General features: G+C 67.6%; 21 protein-coding genes. 11 read left to right on the top strand and 10 right to left on the bottom strand.

Annotation, left to right across the window (positions count from 1 at the left end; all coding sequences use genetic code 11):
* Positions 1 to 51: 51 nt before the first annotated feature.
* The 11 genes from erpA to OU998_RS05800 all read left to right on the top strand — a co-directional run bounded on the left by erpA (position 52) and on the right by OU998_RS05800 (position 6,904).
* Positions 52 to 438, top strand: coding sequence for an iron-sulfur cluster insertion protein ErpA (gene erpA, locus OU998_RS05850; RefSeq protein WP_267515887.1), 387 nt, complete (start codon positions 52 to 54; stop codon positions 436 to 438).
* A 90-nt stretch (positions 439 to 528) separates the two neighbouring features.
* Positions 529 to 834, top strand: coding sequence for a metalloregulator ArsR/SmtB family transcription factor (locus tag OU998_RS05845; RefSeq protein WP_267515886.1), 306 nt, complete (start codon positions 529 to 531; stop codon positions 832 to 834).
* On the top strand, positions 831 to 1,511 hold the full coding sequence (locus OU998_RS05840; protein WP_267515885.1) for an SdpI family protein: 681 nt from the start codon (positions 831 to 833) through the stop codon (positions 1,509 to 1,511). The genes OU998_RS05845 and OU998_RS05840 overlap by 4 nt, the downstream gene beginning before the upstream one ends.
* Positions 1,512 to 1,537: 26 nt before the next feature.
* A complete protein-coding gene (locus OU998_RS05835; RefSeq protein WP_267515884.1) occupies positions 1,538 to 2,473 on the top strand; it encodes an alpha/beta hydrolase in 936 nt (311 codons plus the stop codon).
* 57 nt (positions 2,474 to 2,530) lie between these two features.
* A complete protein-coding gene (locus tag OU998_RS05830; RefSeq protein WP_267515883.1) occupies positions 2,531 to 3,334 on the top strand; it encodes a YgfZ/GcvT domain-containing protein in 804 nt (267 codons plus the stop codon).
* A gap of 7 nt (positions 3,335 to 3,341) precedes the next feature.
* Positions 3,342 to 4,100, top strand: coding sequence for a 3-oxoacyl-ACP reductase (locus OU998_RS05825; protein WP_267515882.1), 759 nt, complete (start codon positions 3,342 to 3,344; stop codon positions 4,098 to 4,100).
* A 202-nt stretch (positions 4,101 to 4,302) separates the two neighbouring features.
* Positions 4,303 to 4,896, top strand: a complete 594-nt coding sequence (locus tag OU998_RS05820) for a DNA-3-methyladenine glycosylase I (protein ID WP_267515881.1) — start codon at positions 4,303 to 4,305, stop codon at positions 4,894 to 4,896.
* A gap of 112 nt (positions 4,897 to 5,008) precedes the next feature.
* Complete coding sequence (locus OU998_RS05815; RefSeq protein ID WP_267515880.1) at positions 5,009 to 5,290, top strand: hypothetical protein; 282 nt, start codon at positions 5,009 to 5,011, stop codon at positions 5,288 to 5,290.
* A gap of 146 nt (positions 5,291 to 5,436) precedes the next feature.
* On the top strand, positions 5,437 to 5,766 hold the full coding sequence (locus OU998_RS05810; protein WP_267515879.1) for an NIPSNAP family protein: 330 nt from the start codon (positions 5,437 to 5,439) through the stop codon (positions 5,764 to 5,766).
* Positions 5,763 to 6,110 (top strand): antibiotic biosynthesis monooxygenase family protein, encoded by a 348-nt coding sequence (locus tag OU998_RS05805; RefSeq protein ID WP_267515878.1) that lies wholly within the window; start codon positions 5,763 to 5,765, stop codon positions 6,108 to 6,110. The genes OU998_RS05810 and OU998_RS05805 overlap by 4 nt, the downstream gene beginning before the upstream one ends.
* A 152-nt stretch (positions 6,111 to 6,262) precedes the next feature.
* Positions 6,263 to 6,904: a ribonuclease HII gene (locus tag OU998_RS05800; RefSeq protein WP_267515877.1), complete on the top strand. Its 642-nt coding sequence runs from the start codon at positions 6,263 to 6,265 to the stop codon at positions 6,902 to 6,904.
* A gap of 9 nt (positions 6,905 to 6,913) precedes the next feature.
* On the opposite strand, the gene OU998_RS05795 is transcribed toward OU998_RS05800, so the two are convergent.
* The 10 genes from OU998_RS05795 to OU998_RS05750 all read right to left on the bottom strand — a co-directional run bounded on the left by OU998_RS05795 (position 6,914) and on the right by OU998_RS05750 (position 17,939).
* A complete protein-coding gene (locus OU998_RS05795) occupies positions 6,914 to 7,237 on the bottom strand; it encodes a hypothetical protein (RefSeq protein ID WP_267515876.1) in 324 nt (107 codons plus the stop codon).
* Positions 7,238 to 7,292: 55 nt separating this feature from the next.
* Entirely contained in the window at positions 7,293 to 8,330 is a 1,038-nt protein-coding gene (locus tag OU998_RS05790) for a DNA adenine methylase (protein WP_267515875.1), read from the bottom strand.
* 73 nt (positions 8,331 to 8,403) lie between these two features.
* A complete protein-coding gene (pyk, locus tag OU998_RS05785; protein WP_267515874.1) occupies positions 8,404 to 9,849 on the bottom strand; it encodes a pyruvate kinase in 1,446 nt (481 codons plus the stop codon).
* 147 nt (positions 9,850 to 9,996) lie between these two features.
* The gene (locus OU998_RS05780) at positions 9,997 to 11,694 is read right to left on the bottom strand and encodes an alkaline phosphatase family protein (protein ID WP_324287980.1); all 1,698 of its coding nucleotides are present in this window, start codon (positions 11,692 to 11,694) and stop codon (positions 9,997 to 9,999) included.
* Between the two features lie 77 nt (positions 11,695 to 11,771).
* Positions 11,772 to 12,716 (bottom strand): DUF808 domain-containing protein, encoded by a 945-nt coding sequence (locus tag OU998_RS05775; protein ID WP_267515873.1) that lies wholly within the window; start codon positions 12,714 to 12,716, stop codon positions 11,772 to 11,774.
* Between the two features lie 147 nt (positions 12,717 to 12,863).
* Positions 12,864 to 13,526: an OmpW/AlkL family protein gene (locus OU998_RS05770; protein ID WP_267515872.1), complete on the bottom strand. Its 663-nt coding sequence runs from the start codon at positions 13,524 to 13,526 to the stop codon at positions 12,864 to 12,866.
* Positions 13,527 to 13,650: 124 nt separating this feature from the next.
* Positions 13,651 to 15,030, bottom strand: coding sequence for an oxygen-independent coproporphyrinogen III oxidase (hemN, locus tag OU998_RS05765; protein ID WP_267515871.1), 1,380 nt, complete (start codon positions 15,028 to 15,030; stop codon positions 13,651 to 13,653).
* On the bottom strand, positions 15,017 to 15,163 hold the full coding sequence (gene cydX / locus OU998_RS05760; protein WP_267515870.1) for a cytochrome bd-I oxidase subunit CydX: 147 nt from the start codon (positions 15,161 to 15,163) through the stop codon (positions 15,017 to 15,019). The genes hemN and cydX overlap by 14 nt, the downstream gene beginning before the upstream one ends.
* Before the next feature lie 19 nt (positions 15,164 to 15,182).
* Positions 15,183 to 16,331: a cytochrome d ubiquinol oxidase subunit II gene (gene cydB / locus OU998_RS05755; RefSeq protein ID WP_267515869.1), complete on the bottom strand. Its 1,149-nt coding sequence runs from the start codon at positions 16,329 to 16,331 to the stop codon at positions 15,183 to 15,185.
* 27 nt (positions 16,332 to 16,358) lie between these two features.
* Positions 16,359 to 17,939, bottom strand: coding sequence for a cytochrome ubiquinol oxidase subunit I (locus OU998_RS05750; RefSeq protein WP_267516721.1), 1,581 nt, complete (start codon positions 17,937 to 17,939; stop codon positions 16,359 to 16,361).
* Between the last annotated feature and the right edge of the window lie 182 nt (positions 17,940 to 18,121).

Genomic DNA, 18,121 nt, shown 5'->3' with positions numbered 1-18,121 from the left:
TGATGCGACGGGGCCTTTGCGAACGCCCTTGCGCGCCTCATATAGACAGCCGTGAGCACCGTCCAATCCACAGAACCGTCCACATCCGCCTTTACGGTCGCCACGCGCGCGCCGGAAGGCATAATCCTGGCCGCCAGCGCCGCCAAACGCCTGGCCAAACTGGGCGCGGCCGAGGGCAAGACCCTGATGCTGCGCGTCGCGGTGGACGGCGGCGGCTGTTCGGGCTTCCAGTACCGGTTCGAACTGGTCGAGACGGCCGAGGACGACGACCTGCGCATCCAGGCCGACGGCCAAACCGCCCTGGTCGACCCCGTGTCGGTCCCCTTCCTGAAGAATTCCGAGATCGCCTATGTCGACGAACTGGCCGGCGCCCAGTTCGTGGTCCGCAATCCCAACGCCGCCTCCAGCTGCGGCTGCGGCGTCAGCTTCTCGATCTGACGACACCCCAGGCCTGAGCGGCCGCCGGCCGGGTCAGGCGGATCCTGCGCCGACTTGCAATTAGCCAATGCCCTAATTAGGGTAGTTCCTATGAACACCCTGTTCAAAGCCCTGTCCCATCCGGTGCGCCGTCGCATCATCGCCATGCTGCGCGCCGGACCTCTGGCCTCCGGCGACATCGCCGCCGCCTTCGACATGAGCTGGCCCACCATCACCGGCCATCTCAACGCCCTGAAGGAGGCCGGCCTGGTCAGTCCCGAGCGCGAGGGCCAGACCATCCGCTATCGGCTGGAAATCTCGGCGGTCGAAGAGGCCATGGCCTTTCTAATGGACATCGTCGGCACGGGTGAAGCCGCCGAAGTCACGCCCCTCGTCCAAAAGGAGCCCCGTCGATGAAGGATCGCCTGTCGCTGCTCGACTATCTGACCCTGGCCGTCTTCGCGGTCCAGGCGGCCTTCGCCCTGCATATCGCCTTCAACGGCCCGACCACGCCCATGCCGATGCACTGGAACAGCGCGTTCCAGGTTGATCGGTGGGGCAGTCGGGTCGAGTTCGCGACCGTCCTCGGCGGCATGACCTTGATCGGCTTCATCGTCACAGCCGGACTGGGCCTGGGCGCTCTGCGCGCCGTCTCCGAAGGCGACCCTTCGCGCGGCCGGTCCCTACGGATTGGCCAGGGCGTCACCCTGTTCGTCTTCGCCGTCACCGGCTTGCTGATCAGTTGGACGGGGCTAGGAAACGCCACGGCCGAGACCGGCCCCGTCGTCACCATGGCGGGGGTGTCGCTGATCCTTCTGGTCCTGGGCGCCTTCCTCGGCCGGGTCGCGCCCAATCCGCTGGTCGGGGTCCGCACGCCCTGGAGCTACAAAAGCCGACTGGCCTGGGACCGCTCCAACCGACTGGCGGGACGCCTGTTCTTCCTGCTGGGGCTCGTCGGCCTGGTCGCCGCGCCCCTCTCGCCCCAGCCGCTGGGCGCCCTGTCCCTGACGGCCGGCGCCCTGATCGTCGCCGCCCTCTCGGTCTTCGAGAGCTGGCGCGTCTGGCGCAGCGATCCCGACCGCCGGCCCTTCTGAACCTGCCCCCCGACAAGGAGACCGCCATGTTGACGATGACCCTCGCCCTGCTCACCGGCCCGGTCTCGACCGAAGTCGCCCTGCCCGCCCAGCCCGCGCCGCTTCACGGAACCCTGCTGGCGCCCGAAAGCCCCACGACCGTCGCCGTCATCCTGCCCGGCTCCGGCCCGACGGATCGCGATGGCAACAGCCGGCTCGGCATCTCCAGCGCCTCCTATCGCCTGCTGGCCGAAGGTCTGGCCGCCCAGGGGATCGCCACGGTCCGCATCGACAAGCGCGGCGTGGGCGCCAGCGCCGCGGCCGGCGGGCCCGAGACCGAGCTGCGCTTTGACGCCAATGTCGCCGACGCCCGCGCCTGGGCCGCCGAGGCGGCGAGGCGCGCGGGCAAGCCCTGCGCCTGGCTGATCGGCCATAGCGAAGGCGCCCTGGTCGCCCTCAAGGCCGTCGAAGGCGGCGATACCCCCGACTCCAGCAAGATCTGCGGCCTGGTGCTGCTGGCCGGCGCCGGCCGTCCTGCGGCTACGGTGCTGCGCGAGCAACTGGCCTCCCTGCCCGAGCCGCTGAAGACCCAGGCCTACCACGCGCTCAGCGAGCTTGAGGCCGGCCGCACAGTCGCCGACACGCCGCCGGCCCTGGGCGCCCTGCTGCGTCCGTCGATCCAGCCCTATCTGATCTCCTGGCTGCCGCTGGACCCCGCCGCCCTGGTCGCCGCCTATGACGGTCCCGTCTTCATCGGCCAAGGGACCACCGATATTCAGGTCAGCGTCGCCGACGCCCAGGCTCTGGCGGCCGCCAACCCGCAGGCGACGCTGAAACTCTGGGACGGCGTCAACCACAGCCTGAAGATCGCCCCCGCCGACCGCGACGCCAACCTGGCGGTCTACGCCAATCCGAGCCTTCCCCTGGCGCCCGGCGTGGTCGAGGATGTGGCGGCCTTCATCCAGGCCCGAACGCCCCACTGACGGCTTGCGGCGACAACAGGTCTGGAGCCCAGGCCTGCGCGTCCCTATCTTGGCGCCATGCCCATCGCCCGCCTCTCCTCCCGCGCCCTCATCTCCGTCATGGGCGAGGAGGCCAGGCCCTTCCTGCACAATCTGCTGACCCAGGACGTGGAGACGCTGGGCGACGGCGACCTCCGCTTCGGCGCCCTGTTGTCGCCGCCTGGACGCCTGCTGTTCGACCTGTTCATCCTGGGCGAGGCCGAGGGCGTCCTGCTGGACGTGGCCGCCGACCGCCGCGACGCCCTGATCCAGCGGCTGTCGATGTACAAGCTCCGCGCCAAGGTCCAGGTCGCCGCCGACGACCGCCCCGTCTTCGCCGCCTGGCCGGACGCCCCCGCCGACTTCCTTCCCGACCCCCGCACCGCCCTGATGGGCGGCCGCCTCTATGGCCCGGCTACAGCCGACGCGACCGAGGCCGACTATGACGCCCACCGTCTGTCGGTCGGCGTCCCCGATCCGACCGCCGACGCCCCCCAGGACAAGACCTATCCGATCGAGGCCGATTTCGACCTGCTGAACGGCATCGACTTCCACAAGGGCTGTTTCGTCGGCCAGGAGACCACCTCGCGCATGAAGCGCCGGAGCGTGATCAAGAACCGCATGATGCCGCTCGACTTCGACGGCCCCCCGCCCGCCTTCGGCGCCGAAGTGCTGAAGGGCGAGCTGCGCGCGGGCGAGGTGCTGTCGGGCCGCGACGGCTCGGCCATGGCGCTTGTGCGCATCGACCGTATCGACGGCGACCTGACCGTCGAGGGCCGGCCCGTGCGCTTGCGCAAACCCTCATGGATGGGTCAGGACGTCCTTCCCTCCTCAACAGACTGAGTCTCCCATGAAGATCGCCGACCAGATCGTCCTCGTCACCGGCGGCGCGCGCGGCGTCGGCGCCGCCGCCGTCCGCGCTTTCGCGCGTGAAGGGGCGCGCGTGATCATCAACTGGCGCGCCAGCGGCGAGGCCGCGACCGCCCTGGCGGCCGAGATCGGCGACCGCGCCATCGCCCTCCAGGCCGATGTGACCGACCGCGCCGCCGTCGACGCCCTGATCGCCGCCGCCCAGGCCCGGTTCGGCGCCCCCGTCACCACCGTCGTCAACAACGCCCTGGATTACAGCTTCAACGGCGACGCCCGGTCGCAGATGACCGACATCGGCTGGGACGAACTGGCGGCCCAGTTCTCGACCGTCGTGCGCGGCGCCCTGAACACCATCCAGGCCACGGCGCCGGGCATGGCCGCCGGCAAGTTCGGGCGGATCATCAATATCGGCACCAACCTGTTCCAGAACCCGGTCGTGCCCTATCACGACTATACCGCCGCCAAGGCCGCGCTCCTGTCCCTGACCCGCACCGCCTCGGCCGACCTGGGCCCCGACGGGATCACCGTCAACATGATCTCCGGCGGCCTGCTGCGCACCACCGACGCCAGCGCCGCCACGCCGGAAGCCGTCTTCGACTTCATCGCCGGCATGACCCCGCTGCGATCCGTCACCACGCCCGAAGAATTCGCCGACGCCGCCCTGTTCTTCGCCTCGCCCTGGAGCCGCGCGGTGACGGGCCAGAACCTGGTGGTGGACGGGGGATTGGTGCGGGACTGAGCCTCAAGACCTTCCCCCGTTTGCGGGGGAAGTGGCAGGTCGTGGCGCGAAGCGACACGCCTGACGATGGGGGAAGTCTTCCTTTGAGCGACACTCCCCTCTCCGACCCTGGTCCGCTGCGCGGACGCCGGGCCACCTCTCCCGCAAGCGGGAGAGGGTCGCGCCCCTTCCCTCACGCCGAACAAACCGGCAACATCCCGCCATGACCGACTCACACACCTCGGGCCGCTGCGGCTGGTGCGGGACCACCGACCCGCTCTACATCGCCTATCACGACACCGAATGGGGCGTGCCGGAACGCGATCCCCGCGCCCTGTGGGAGAAGCTGGTCCTCGACGGCTTTCAGGCCGGCCTCGCCTGGATCACCATCCTGCGCAAACGCGAAGGCATCCGCGACGCCTTCGACGGTTTCGACCCCGAGATCGTCGCCCGCTACGACGAGGCCGACATCCAGCGCCTGCTGGGCGACGCCCGCATCATCCGCTCGCGCGCCAAGATCAACGCCGCCATCCGCGGCGCCCAGATCTGGCTGGAAATGCGCGATGACGGAGAAGACTTCTCCGAATGGCTCTGGTCCTTCGTCGGCGGCGAGCCGATCCACACCCCCTTCGCCGACTACCGCCAGGCCCCGACCCAGACCGAACAGTCCGTCGCCATGGCCAAGGCCCTGAAGAAGCGCGGCTTCAACTTCTGCGGCCCGGTCATCGTCTATGCCTTCATGCAGGCCGTGGGCATGGTCAACGACCACCAGACGACCTGCTTCCGACATGGGGAGGTCCGGGCGATGAGCCTCTGACGCCAGGGTCTGAATTCAGGTCTTGGGTGATTGACGGGTCGACCCTTAGCGGACGGCTCGCACAGCTCGCTTGTGCTATAGAGTAGCAAACCAAGGACAAGGAGACTGGCCCGTGACGCAGATCGATGGTCCTGAAGAGAGAGCGGCAACCCTCTTGAACGGCGGTATGGTCGTAATCCTGTCGGGGCTGCTCGCAGCAGCCGCAGTCTGGGGAGCGTCGGACTACCTATGGCGTGCCATCACGCAGGGCGCGGGGTTTTGGCAAATCGAAATCTTCGTCCGGTTTCTAATCCCCTTGGGTCTCGTCGGCGCCGCCCTCAGAGGGGTCCGGTTTGGCTTGAAGATGATGCGCTCAGAATCTTCCCAGTCAGACCCCAGCCAAGGGAACGCTTGACGTCCGCTTTCCCCCGTATGTGACCGCCCTGCAGAGATTGCGCACTCTGAGTAGCACGCCTGAGACGAGCATGCTTCGGTCGAGACCGAAGCATGGGCTCTGCGTCCCGCGATAGGATCATGAGGCGCGTATGGAGGCGCTAGGCCATGATCACATGCTTTATTCGTTACGAAATCGACCCGTTCAAAGCGGACGCCTTCGACGCCTACGCTCGCAACTGGGGCCAGGCAATTCCGCGCTGCGGAGCCGATCTCGTCGGATATTTCGGTCCGCACGAGGGCTCGTCCACGACTGCCTACGGCGTCTACAATATCGAGAGCCTTGCCGCTTACGAAGCCTATCGTGCGCGGTTGCGCGATGACCCTCTCGGGCGAGAAAACTACGACTTCGCCAAGCGAGAGAAGTTCATCCAAAAGGAAGACCGCTTGTTCCTGCGTCTGGCCTCGGGGCCGCACGCGCCACTGGCTGTTCGATGATCGCTGTGATTTTCGAGGTTTGGCCCGCCGAAGGTCGGACACAACAGTATCTCGACCTCGCTGCGGCCTTGCGCGATGAACTCGAAACCATCGAAGGGTTCATCTCGATCGAGCGCTTTCGCAGCCTCACTGAGCCCGACAAACTGTTGTCGCTTTCCTTCTTTCGGGACGACACGGCTGTAGCGGCGTGGCGAGAGCGTCCTCGTCACCGCGAAACTCAGGTCAAGGGGCGTGCAGAGGTATTTCGTGACTACCGACTGCGTATCGCGGGCGTTATGCGCGACTACGGCATGAATGACCGAGTACAAGCACCTGACGATAGTCGAGCCGTTCATCCAGTTTGACGCCTAAATGTCCGCTCCCCACCCCTCTCAGACACACCCGACGTCCGCTTTGCGACGTTTGCAATGTCCCAATCACGGCCGTGAAAGCGCCGTCATGGCGAACGCCCCCCACCCCCGCTTCCGTCACACCCCGCTTCGTGCGATGGCGGGCCATGGCTAAAGCCCCTGCGACTCCGAAAGCCTTCCCCACCCTCGCGCTCGAGGCCGTGCTGATCCAGCGCGTCAACGGCCCCGTCTGCGGCGTGGACGAGGCGGGGCGGGGTCCGTGGGCGGGGCCGGTGTCGGCGGCGGCGGTGATCCTGAACCCCGACGACCTGCCGCCGGGCATCGACGATTCCAAGGCCCTGACCGAAAAGCGCCGCGCCGCTCTTGAGCCCGAGATCAAGGCCCGCGCCGTCGCCTGGGGCGTCGGGTTTGCGTCGGTGGAGGAGATCGATGAACTGAACATCCTGCACGCCACGGGCCTGGCCATGCGCCGCGCCGTCGAGGCCTTGAAGGTTCAGCCGGTCGCGGCCCTGGTCGACGGCAACTATCGGTTCAAACTGCCTTGCGAAATCCAGACCGTGGTCGGCGGCGACGGCCTGTCGCTATCCATCGCGGCGGCCTCGATCCTGGCCAAGACGGCGCGGGATCGGCTGATGATCGACCTGGACGCCCAGTATCCCGGCTACGGCTTCGCCGGGCACAAGGGCTACAACGCCCCGGCCCATACGGCGGGCCTCAAGGCCCTGGGCCCCTGCCCCGCCCACCGCCGCAGCTGGGCGCCGATCAGGGCTCTGCTGGAAGAGGCCTGAGGCCTCGCCTCAGATATGCAAGAACCCGCCGAGCAGCGCGCCCATCAGGGCGGCGACGGCGGCGACGGCGATCATGATCATCCAGTGCGGCGGCGGGCTCACCGCCGGCTCGACGTCGGCTTCGGTCGTCTCCGCCGGCGCCGCTTCAGCGCGGGCGAACCGCTCGGCATTGTGGGTGTACAGATGCGCGCCCTGGCCAGGCCAAGCTCGAGCGTCGGAGCTCCATGCCTCGACCGGCTGATCCGTCACCCAAGACTTGGGCTCGGCGGCCTGCCGCGCGCGATAATCCTCTTCGCGAGCGGGAATTCCGGTGTGCGTGACGGGCGGTTGCATGATGAATCAACGGCGCCCGCCGAGTCAGGTTCCCGATACGATCATGACCCCGGTGTCAGGCCGCGACCGGCAGTTCGACGGGCTTGTCTGTGACCACGAACAGATGTTCGACGTTCCGCAACCGCCCCACCTGCCCCACCTTCACCCCCTTGGGATTATGGATGCCGATCCGGGCGCCGACATAACGGGGGTGGGCGATTTCCAGCACCTGGACATGGCCCCGCGCCGACAGCATCTCGACCAGATCCGCCCGGCTCAGATAGCCTTCGTCGTTGAAGCTGACGATCAGGTTCGGCGCCTTGATCCGCTCGACCACCGAGCGCAGGGCCGGGCCGATGCCGGGCCGGCTGTTGAAGGCGCTCTTGCGGGTCTTCACATCCACTCGCTTGTTGGCGATCCCATAGGTCTCGGGCCGGTCCCACAGCACCAGGCTTTCCCAGCAGTGGTAGTTGGCCAGATAGGAATGCTGGTTATAGGGCGGGTCCAGATAGACCAGGTCCGCCTCGACCTGTTCGGCCATTTCGACGGCGTCGCCCTGGGTCGCGCGGCACGGCGCGCCGACCGACGGCAGCAGGTCGGGCAGGCGCAGCTCCAGCGGCTTCAGCGCGCGCGGGGCCCACTGTTTCATATAGGCCATCTGCACCCCGGCCGTGGAATCGACCCGGTCAGCCGCCTCCATCAGACTGACCAAGGCGATCGCCTTCAGCTCGGGCTCCAAGCCCAAGGCCTCGATCCGGTCGCGCATGGCGTCGATCCGCGCGCCATTGTCCGGGTGGAAATAGCGGGCGTCGTGGCCGAAGGCCTGGGTGAACCACCCCGCCTGCGGCGCAACCGTCCGCAGTTCGGCCAGCACCGCCTCGGCCCGCTCGACCCAGCGCTCGCGATCCGCCTGGACATAGGCGGTGGCCAGGGTGTGGGCATAGGCGTTGTGGTCGTTCGACCAGACCTGAAACCCCTGTTTCTTCAGCGCATGACCGACCCGCGCCGTGCCCGAAAACAGGTCGCAGACCCGCCCGCCCTGCGGCAGCACCCCCGCCACGGCGCCGGTCACATGCCCCAGCAGGGCGCGTTTGGAGCCGATATATTTGATCATGCGGATCGCCGATTCATCCGCATACAGTAGCCGGATCGTCCGGCTAAGCCAGAGTCTTGACCTAGGGGCGGCTTCAGCCCTTCTTCCGCGCACCGCCCTTGGCCGCCGGGGCATGGGCCAGACGCAGCAGATTGGCGGCGCCGGGCGCCCCGAACGGCGTGCCGGCCAGGATCAGGATCCGCTGCCCCGGCTCGGCCAGACCATATTTGACCGCCCCGTTGACGGCGTCGTCGGTGACGTCCTCCAGCGACGAGGGCTGGTCGCCCAGACGCGGCTCCAGACCCCAGACCAGGGCCAGTCGGCGCGCCGTGTTCGGATTGGGCGTCAACACCAGGATCGGCTTCAACGGCCGCTCGCGCGCCATGCGTCGGGCGGTGCCGCCCAAGGTGGTGTAGACCACCAGACAGCCGGTCGACGGCGCGTTGGCCGCCATGGCCGCCGCCCCGACCAGGGCGTCGACGTCCTGCTCGTCCATGCCGGCGTGTTCGGCGCCCATCAGCTTGGGCCACATCGGGTCGCGTTCGACCCGTTCAATGATCCGGCTCATGATCGCGACGGATTCCAGCGGATAGTCGCCCGACGCCGTCTCGGCCGACAGCATCAGGGCGTCCGCCCCCTCATAGACCGCATTGGCCACGTCGGTGGCCTCGGCGCGGGTCGGCGAAGGCGCGCTGGTCATCGACTCCAGCATCTGGGTCGCCACGATCACCGGCACGCCGCGATTACGGGCCGCGCGCACGATCTGCTTCTGCGCCACCGGCACGTCCTCGGGGTCCAGCTCGACGCCCAGGTCGCCGCGCGCCACCATGACCCCGTCGCAATAGTCGAGGATGGCCTCCAGATCGGCCAGGGCCGCCGGCTTCTCGATCTTGGCCAGGCACGCCGCCTGACCATTCACGATCCGCTTCAGCTCGGCCATGTCCTCCGGCTTCTGCACGAAGCTGAGCGCGACCCAGTCCACGCCCTGGCGCAGGGCGAAGGCCAGGTCCTCGCGGTCCTTAGGGGTCAGGGCCGACACGGGGATGACGGCCTCTGGCACAGCCACACCCTTGCGGTCCGACAGTTTCGTGCCGCTCTCGACCGTCACATCGGCCCAGTCGTCGGTCCGGTCGTTGACCCGCAGCCGCACCCGGCCGTCGTCCAGCAGCAACAGCATGCCGGTGCGCAGGGCCTTGAAGATTTCGGGGTGCGGCATCTGCACCCGGGTTTCGTCGCCGGGCGTCGGGTCCAGGTCGAACCGCATCTTGTGACCCGGCTTGACGGCGATCTCGACGTCCTTGAACCGCCCCAGCCGCAGCTTGGGCCCTTGCAGGTCGGCCAGCACGCCCAGCGGACGCTGCAAGGCCAACTCGGCGCCGCGCACAGCCTTCAGGGCGGCGGCGTGATCTTCGTGCGTGCCGTGGCTGAAGTTCAGGCGGAAGACGTCCACCCCAGCCTCGGCCAGGGCCTTGACCGTGCCGGGGGCGCGGCTTGCAGGCCCCAGGGTCGCGACGATGCGGGCGCGGCGGGCTCTGTTCATGGGGACGCTTCCTGTTCGTTTCTGGGTCGCCCCGCCCCTGGACAAGGGACAGCTAGGACGATTTGCCCCCTTCTGCCGATGAAACGTCCCCAACGTAAGGCCACGCCCCCGTTGGGAAACATGAGTTTACGAGTGCGAAACAGGAGTTTATCGCGCCGGTGTCATCTCCGTCGCCGGACAATCAGCCACAGCGAACCCGTTCAGGTCGATACAGCGCCCTTCCACCTTGGGCGTCGCCACCCCGATGACATGGGCCAGGGTCGGGGCGATATCGACGGTGCGGATGGGCAAAAACCGCTCTTCACCGGTCGCGCCCGGCCACCAGAACAGGATCGGCACGCGGCGATCATACTCCCACGGCGTGCCATGCCCGGCCAGGGTCGAACCCACCCGGCCGCCCGCCGTGACGTTCTGGGCGAAGGCGAACTGGATGTCCGGCGAACGTTCCGCCACGGTGGACAGACGCATCCGCTCGCGCAGGCTCATCATCTCCGGCTGGCGGCTGTCCGGCAGGGGCTCGGCCAGCAGACGGTCGCGGGTCTCGGCAAAGGCCACGTCCGGCAGGACGCGCAACAGCTCCACCGCCGCCTCGGCCACCTGGGTCCGCAGCGGATCGGGCAAGGACCGGTGCTGGGCGTCGGCGACCATCAGGCCGCTGCCGCCGGCCTGCAACGGATCGGCCGTCAGGCTGAACCGGGCCTTCAACGCATCGTTCACGCCCTGGATCGCCGCCATGTCGGCGCGGCGCGCGTGGGGATAGCCGTGGTCGTGCAGCCGCTCGACGAAGTCCGACCCGCCGTGGTCGGCCGTCAGCACCACCAGGGCGCCGCCCGGAACCTGGGCCAACCGGTCCAGGAACTCGCCCAGGGCCGCGTCCAGACGCAGCATCTGTTCGCACATCTCCGGCCCCTGGGTGCCGTACATGTGGCCGATCCGGTCCGTGGCCGACAGGCTGACGCCCAGCATGTCGGTCGCCGCCCCCTGCCCCAGCTTCTGGCTGTCCAGCAGATATTCGGCGGCCTTCAGCGTCTGTTCGTCCAGCAGGGGCGAGGTGTCGAACTTCAAACCCGCGGGCGGCAGGGTCGAATGGAAGGTCTGGCCGCGAATGGTCCAGTCCCCGGCCAGGGCCCGGCATTGGTCGTCCGTGTAGTCCCAGGCGACCGGCGCCAAGCTCATGCCCAGGCGGAAGGCGCGATTGAAGTCCGCGACCGGCGCCAGCTTGGCCTGCGCCGTCTCGCCCGGCTCGACATAGGTGGTCAGGCCGAAACCCTCGGTGAACCAGAAGGCCTGGCCCTGGTGGCCCGCCAGATTGATGGCCCCCCGATCCTTGCCCGACACGGCGACGACCTTGCTCTGCGGGCTGACGGCCTTCAGCCAGTCGCCCAGGGTCGTGGCGCGCAGTTGTTCGGGTCCGACCGGGCCGTTGTCAGTATCGTCGCGTCCGTGGGCCAGATGGTTGGCCGGGGCGGCCAGGCAATAGACCTCCTTGCCGGTCTTGGCGTCGATCCAGTCATTGGCCGGAATGCCGGTCTCGGTCGGATGCTGACCGGTCAAAACCGTCGAATGGCCGGGGCAGGTCTCGGTCAGGCCATGGGTCTGATAGCCGTTGATCGACACCAGTCCCTGGTCCGCCATCCGCCGCAGGCCGCCGGTGTAGCGACCGCGGTACTGGTCGAACAGATTGGCGCTGAACTGGTCCACCACGATGGTCACGATCAGCTTGGGCGGCGTCAGGGCCGCGCGCGACGTCTGCGGAACGGCGGTCTGCTGGGCCATCGCCGGCAAGGCGACGCCGCTCAGCGAAAGGGCGGCCAGGGCGGCGACCGTGAGGCGCGACAGGGACATGGGCATACTCCGATATTCAGGCAGGCGCTGTACGGGCCGGCGATGGCAAGGGCGTGACAGCCGCTGCGCTCGCGGCGTTAGTGGGCGGGCGTGGACCGCAGCCGCCCCAGTTGATGAACCAGCAGGGCGATCACCCCGCCCACGATCACGCCGATGACGGCCGAGCCAAGAGCCGTCACAGCCCAGCTGACCAGGCTGTGCAGCGGTCCGGTCGCGGCCCCGACCGCATGGGCCAGATGCTCCAGCGGCTCAGCCGGCCAGTGCAGCCCCAGCGTATGGGTTCCGTGCACCAGTATGCCGCCGCCGACCCACAACATGGCCGCTGTTCCGATGACCGACAGGGCGTCCATCACCACGGGCATGCCCTTGACCAGGCCACGCCCCAGGGCGCGCACCGCGCCATTGGGCCGCTCGGCCAGGTGCAGGCCGATATCGTCCATCTTCACGATCAGGCCCACCACGCCATAGACGGCGACCGTCATGGCGACGCCGACCACGGCCAGGATCGCCGCCTGGGTCACGATCGGCTGGGTCGAGACATCCGCCAGGGCGATGGCCATGATCTCGGCCGACAGGATCAGGTCGGTCCGCACCGCCCCGGCCACCGTCGCCTTTTCCAGCGACGCAGGATCGCCCTCGGCGGCGGCCTCTTCTTCATGGCCGGCGTGCCCGAAGGCCTCCATCAGCTTCTCGGCGCCCTCGAAACACAGATAGGCCCCGCCGCACATCAGGATCGGCGTGATGGCCCAGGGGGCGAAGGCGCTCAGCAGCAGCGCCGCCGGCAGGATGAAGATCAGTTTGTTGCGGAACGACCCCAGGGCGATCTTGCCGATGATCGGCAATTCCCGGCTGGGCGACAGGCCGGTGACATAGCGCGGCGTCACCGCCGCATCGTCCACCACCACGCCTGCGGCCTTGGTCGAGGCCTTGCCGGCCGCCATCCCGACATCGTCGATCGACGCCGCCGCCATCTTGGCGATGCCCGCCACATCGTCGAGCAGGGCGATCAAACCAGAAGGCATGCGAAAATCCCCAGAGTGCGCCGCAACAATCGGCTCGCCTCTCGCTAGGACGCGTCGTCCCATTTGTCGAGCGCGTCCGCACACGAGCGAAAGCCCCGCCGGCGAACCGGCGGGGCTTCCATTTCGAACGCATTTCCGATGTGATTTTTAGAACTTACGCCCCACCCCGACGGAAACGACCCACGGGTCCAGATCCACATCGCTCTTCAGCGCGCCGTTGTTGACGTCGGCGTCGGTGTTGAACCAGACCTTCTTGACGTCCAGATTCAGGCTCCACGGCCCCTGGATGCCGACGTCGGCGCCCGCCTGCAGGGCGTAGCCGAAGCCGTCGTCCAGATCGACGGTGAAGCCGTTCTTGTCCTCGCCGCTGTAGAACAGCATGTAGTTGATCCCAGCCCCGACATAGGGGCTGAACCGGCCTTCGGTCAGCGGGCGATATTGCAGGGTCACGATCGGCGGCACGACCCAGGTTTCGTGCACGGCGACGTCTGTCGTTCCGCCTTGGGCGCGGATCTCATGCTTGGTCGTGCCCAGGATCGCCTCGACCGCAAAATGGTCGGTCAGGAAATAGGTAAAGCCCAGGGTCGGCATGACGCTGTCGCCCACATCAACCTTCAGGCCGGAATCGACGCCGGCGGCGGTGGTGATGGCGTTGTCGGCGTCGGAGAAGACGTCGGTCACACGGCCGGTGATGATCCAGTCGCCCTTCTTGGGCATTTCCCAGACGGCGGTTTGCGCCATAGCCGGGGCCGCGAAAGCCGCGGCGGCGACGGCGGAGAGGATCAGGGTTTTCAGTTTCATCTTGCTCATCCCCGACGCCCGCTGTCGCCTCATGCGACCCGTTCCGAGCGTCTTGAAGGGGGAGATGCGCCCCCTGCACAGGTCCGGCCTTGATCCAGCGCAAACCGATGCAGGGGTCGGACAATCTGTCCAATCAGACCACGCGGGCGTGCCGCTTCTCGAGATCGACGGCGCCCGGGTCGAAGGCGGCGCAGACCGCCCGCACGAACGGCCGGCCCAGGTCCGTCACCGTCACCACCGAGCCGCTGACCTCGGCCAATCCGTCCAGCTGGAACGGCAGCAGCCGGGGCCAGGCCTGGCCGACTTCGCTCAGGGCTCGCCCGTGTCGTCCGGCGATCGCGGCGACATCGACGGCGAAGTCGCACATCAGCCGTTCGATGATCTCGCCCACGAAGGCGTCGCGCGGGTCCAGCGCCACGCCCCGCGCGACCGGCAGGTCGCCGGCCTCGACGGCGGCGCGCCATTCGCGCTCCTGCGTCAGGTTTTGAACAAAGCCCTGCGGCGTACGGCTGATCGACGACGCCCCCAGGCCGATCAGCACCGGGGCCTCGTCGGTCGTATAGCCCTGGAAGTTGCGACGCAGCCGACCGGCCCGCGCGGCCGCGGCCATCGAGTCGTGCGGCAGGGCGAAATGATCCAGGCCCACCGCCTGCCAGCCCTTCTGCACCAGATACCGCGCCGCCGCCTGGCTCTGAGCGAAGCGCGCCTCGGGCCCCGGCAGGTCGGCCTCGTTGATCAGCTTCTGGTGCGGCTTCATCCACGGCACATGGGCATAGCCGAACAGGGCGATCCGGTCGGGCCGCAGCGTTGCGACCTGGGCCACGGTGGTGATCACATTCTCGACCGCCTGAAGCGGCAGTCCGTACATCAGATCCAGGTTCAACGAGGTCACGCCCTGCGCCCGCAGCGCCTCGGCGGCCCAGCGGATGGTCTCGAAGGACTCGGGCCGGTTCACCGCCGCCTGAACCTTGGGCGACAGGTCCTGCACGCCCAGGCTAGCGCGGCTCAGGCCGACGCGGCCAGCCGCCTCGACCCAGTCCTGGGTCAGGACTTCAGGGTCCAGTTCGGCCGCGATCTCGAAACAGTCGCCCAGGTCGAACCGCGCGGCCAGACCGGCGAACAGCCGCTCCAGTTCTTCGGGGGGCAGCATATTGGGCGTGCCGCCGCCCAGGTGGATCGAGCCGACCCGCACCGGCCGACCGATCCGCGACAGCACGAGGTCGGCCTCTTTCAGCAGCAGATCGACATAGCTGCTCATGGCCGAGACCCGGTTCATCGCCCGGGTGTTGCAGCCGCAGTACCAGCACAGCCGCTTGCAGAAGGGGATGTGCAGATACAGCGACACCGCGCGGTCGAGGGGCGCGGCCGACAGCCACGCCCCCCAGTCGGCGGCCCCGACGGCGGGCGTGAACTGCGCCGCCGTCGGATAGGAGGTGTAGCGCGGCGCGTGGGCGTCGTAGCGGGCGATCAGCGCGCGCGTCGTTAGCGCGCCGGTGGAGCTAGAGAGGGACATCGCCCTCTTTCGCCGCATCGACCGACAGGCCTTGGTCGCCCTCGTCGAACAGATGAAACTCGTGCCAAACGCCGTTCAGCACGCCGAAGGCCACCGCCAGACCCAGGCCCAGTATCCAGGCAAAATACCACATGACTTGATGCTCCTTGAGCTCAGTAGAGGTCGGGGTTGGTCTTGAGGGCGGCGGTCGAGGTGCGGCCCCACAGCACGGAATAGACCCAGCTGGTGTAGATCAGGATCAGCGGCAGGAAGATCAGCGTGCAGATCAGCATGATGAACAGGGTCAGGTGGCTGGACGAGGCGTTCCACAGGGTCAGGCTCGACTGCGGATCGATCGAGCTGGGCAGGATGAAGGGGAACATCGACAGGCCGACGGTCGAGATGATGCCGACGGTCGAGATTGACGATCCGCCGAAAGCCAGCGGCGCGGACCGCAGCCACATCCCCGACAACCCGACCACCGCGCCGACGAAGCCCAATGTCGGGGCGATCATCATCCACGGATAGCGGCCGTAGTTGTCCAGCCAGGCGCCGGGCGCGGCTGCAACCGTGGTGCGCAGCGGGTTGGAGAAGCCCTGGATGTCCAGGTCGCCCGTGATCCGGTAGCCGACGCCGCCGAAGGCCATATACAGACCGCCCGCCGCGAACAGGACCAGGGCCAGGACGCCGGCGATCGTGCCGTACAGACGCGCCCGCTCCAGCACCGGCCCCTGCTCGGCCTTGACCGACAACCAGGCCGCGCCGTGCAGCACCAGCATGGCCACCGACAACAGGCCGGCGATCAGGCTGAAGGGGGTGAACAGGCCCAGCAAATGACCTTCGTAGAAGGACCGCAGGTCGCTATCCAGGCGGAAGGGGGCGCCCAGCAGGACGTTGCCGACGGCGACGCCGAACACCAGGGCCGGCACGAAGCCGCCGATGAACAGGCACCAGTCCCAGAACGACCGCCACTTGGGCGACGTGCGCTTGGAGCGGTACTTGAACGACACCGGCCGCAGGATCAGGGCCGACAGGACCAGGAACATGGCCAGGTAGAAGCCCGAGAAGCTGACGGCGTAGACGAAGGGCCAGGCGGCGAAGATCGCGCCGCCGCCCAGGATGAACCACACCTGGTTGCCTTCCCAGGTCGCGCCGACGGTGTTGATCACCATCCGGCGCTCCTCATCCGTCTTGGCGACGAAGGGCAGCAGGGCGCCGACCCCCAGGTCGAAACCGTCGGTCAGGGCGAAGCCGATCAGCAGAACCCCCAGAAGGGCCCACCAGATCAGGCGAAGGGTTGCGAAGTCGATTGGAAGATCCATTGTCGGATGTCCTAAAATCTCTCTGGGTCAGGCCACGGCGGGCGCGACGGGGCGCGCACCGGGGGCTTCGGGTGTGGGTTCGGCGAACTGCTCCTGCTCGTGGAACGGACCCTTCTTGATGGCGAGGAGCATCACCTTGACCATGACCACGGCCAAGGCGCCGTACAGGGCGGTGAAGCCGATGATGGTGGCCCACAGCTGAGGCACGCTCAGGGACGAGGCGCCGAGGAAGGTCGGCAGCACGCCTTCGACCGCCCAGGGCTGACGGCCCATCTCGGCCAGGATCCAGCCGGACTCGATCGCGATCCACGGCAGGGGCATGGAGAACAGGGCCAGGCGCAGGAACCACTTGGTGTCATGCTTGCGCATCGTGCACAGCACGAAGGCGGTGGCGAACATGGCGATCAGGTACATCCCGATGCCGGCCATGGTCCGGAACGTCCAGAACAGCAGCGGCACGTTCGGCACCGTCTCCCACGCCGCCTGGCGGATCAGCTCGGGCGAGGCCATGCGCGGATCGGCGACGTGGCGCTTCAGCAGCAGGCCATAGCCCAGGTCGCGGCGATGGATTTCGAACACGCCGCGGGCGACGGGATCGGCCGGATTGGCCTTGACCTTCTCCAGGGCGTCATAGGCGATGACCCCGGATTCGATCCGCGTCTCGGCGGTGGCGACCAGTTCGAAGATGCCCGCCACCGGCTTGTCGATGGAGCGGGTTGCGATCAGGCCCATGACCCACGGCACATGGACGCCGTAGTGGGTCTCGCGGTCCTTCATGCTGGGGATGCCGATCAGGGTCAGGCCGGCCGGCGCAGGCTCGGTGTGCCACATGGCCTCCAGCGCGGCGAGCTTCATCTTCTGGTTATCGGTCAGGGCATAGCCGGACTGGTCGCCCAGGACGACGACGGACAGCGAGGCCGCCAGGCCGAAGGCCGAGGCCACGGTCATCGAGCGCTTGGCGAAGCCGACGTGCTTGCCCTTCAGCAGATAGAAGGCCGAGATCCCAAGCACGAAGACCGAGGCCAGGACATAGCCGGCGCTGACGGTGTGGACGAACTTGGCCTGGGCCACCGGATTGAAGATCACGGCCATGAAGTCGGTGACCTCCATCCGCATCGAGTCCGGATTGAAGGCGGCGCCGACCGGGTTCTGCATCCAGCCGTTGGCGACCAGAATCCAGACCGCCGACAGATTGGTGCCCAGGGCGACCATGAAGGTGACGAACAGGTGGGCCGACGGCTTCAGCTTCTCCCAGCCGAAGAACATCAGCCCGATGAAGGTCGCCTCCAGGAAGAAGGCCATCAGGCCTTCAATCGCCAGCGGCGCCCCAAAGATGTCGCCCACATAGTGGGAGAAATAGCTCCAGTTCATGCCGAACTGGAACTCCATGGTGATGCCGGTCGCGACGCCCAGGGCGAAGTTGATGCCGAAGCAGACGCCCCAGAAACGGGTGATGGTCCTCCAGATCGGCCGTCGGGTGATCACATAGATCGACTCCATGATAACCAGCATGAACGACATCCCCAGGGTCAGGGGCACGATCAGGAAGTGATAGAGGGCTGTCAGTGCGAACTGCAGCCTGGATAGGTCGACGACCGCGAGGTCGATCATGGCTCAAGGCTCCTTGTGGCCGGCCACGACGACCGACGTTTCTCCCGCCCTAGAACCAAGGCGGGACGGTCGCCTTGATTTCGATCAAAGCCCTGTTGCCCGGTCAGTCGTAGTGGACTGATCGTCCTTGGACATTTCGCCCAACGACGGTTTGTCCAATGGCCATGGCGTCCGACCTG

Source organism: Brevundimonas sp. SL130, assembly GCF_026625805.1.
GTDB lineage: Bacteria > Pseudomonadota > Alphaproteobacteria > Caulobacterales > Caulobacteraceae > Brevundimonas.
The sequence above is the reverse complement of the archived record's forward strand: the minus strand, read 5'-3'. Positions and strand labels throughout refer to the sequence as shown.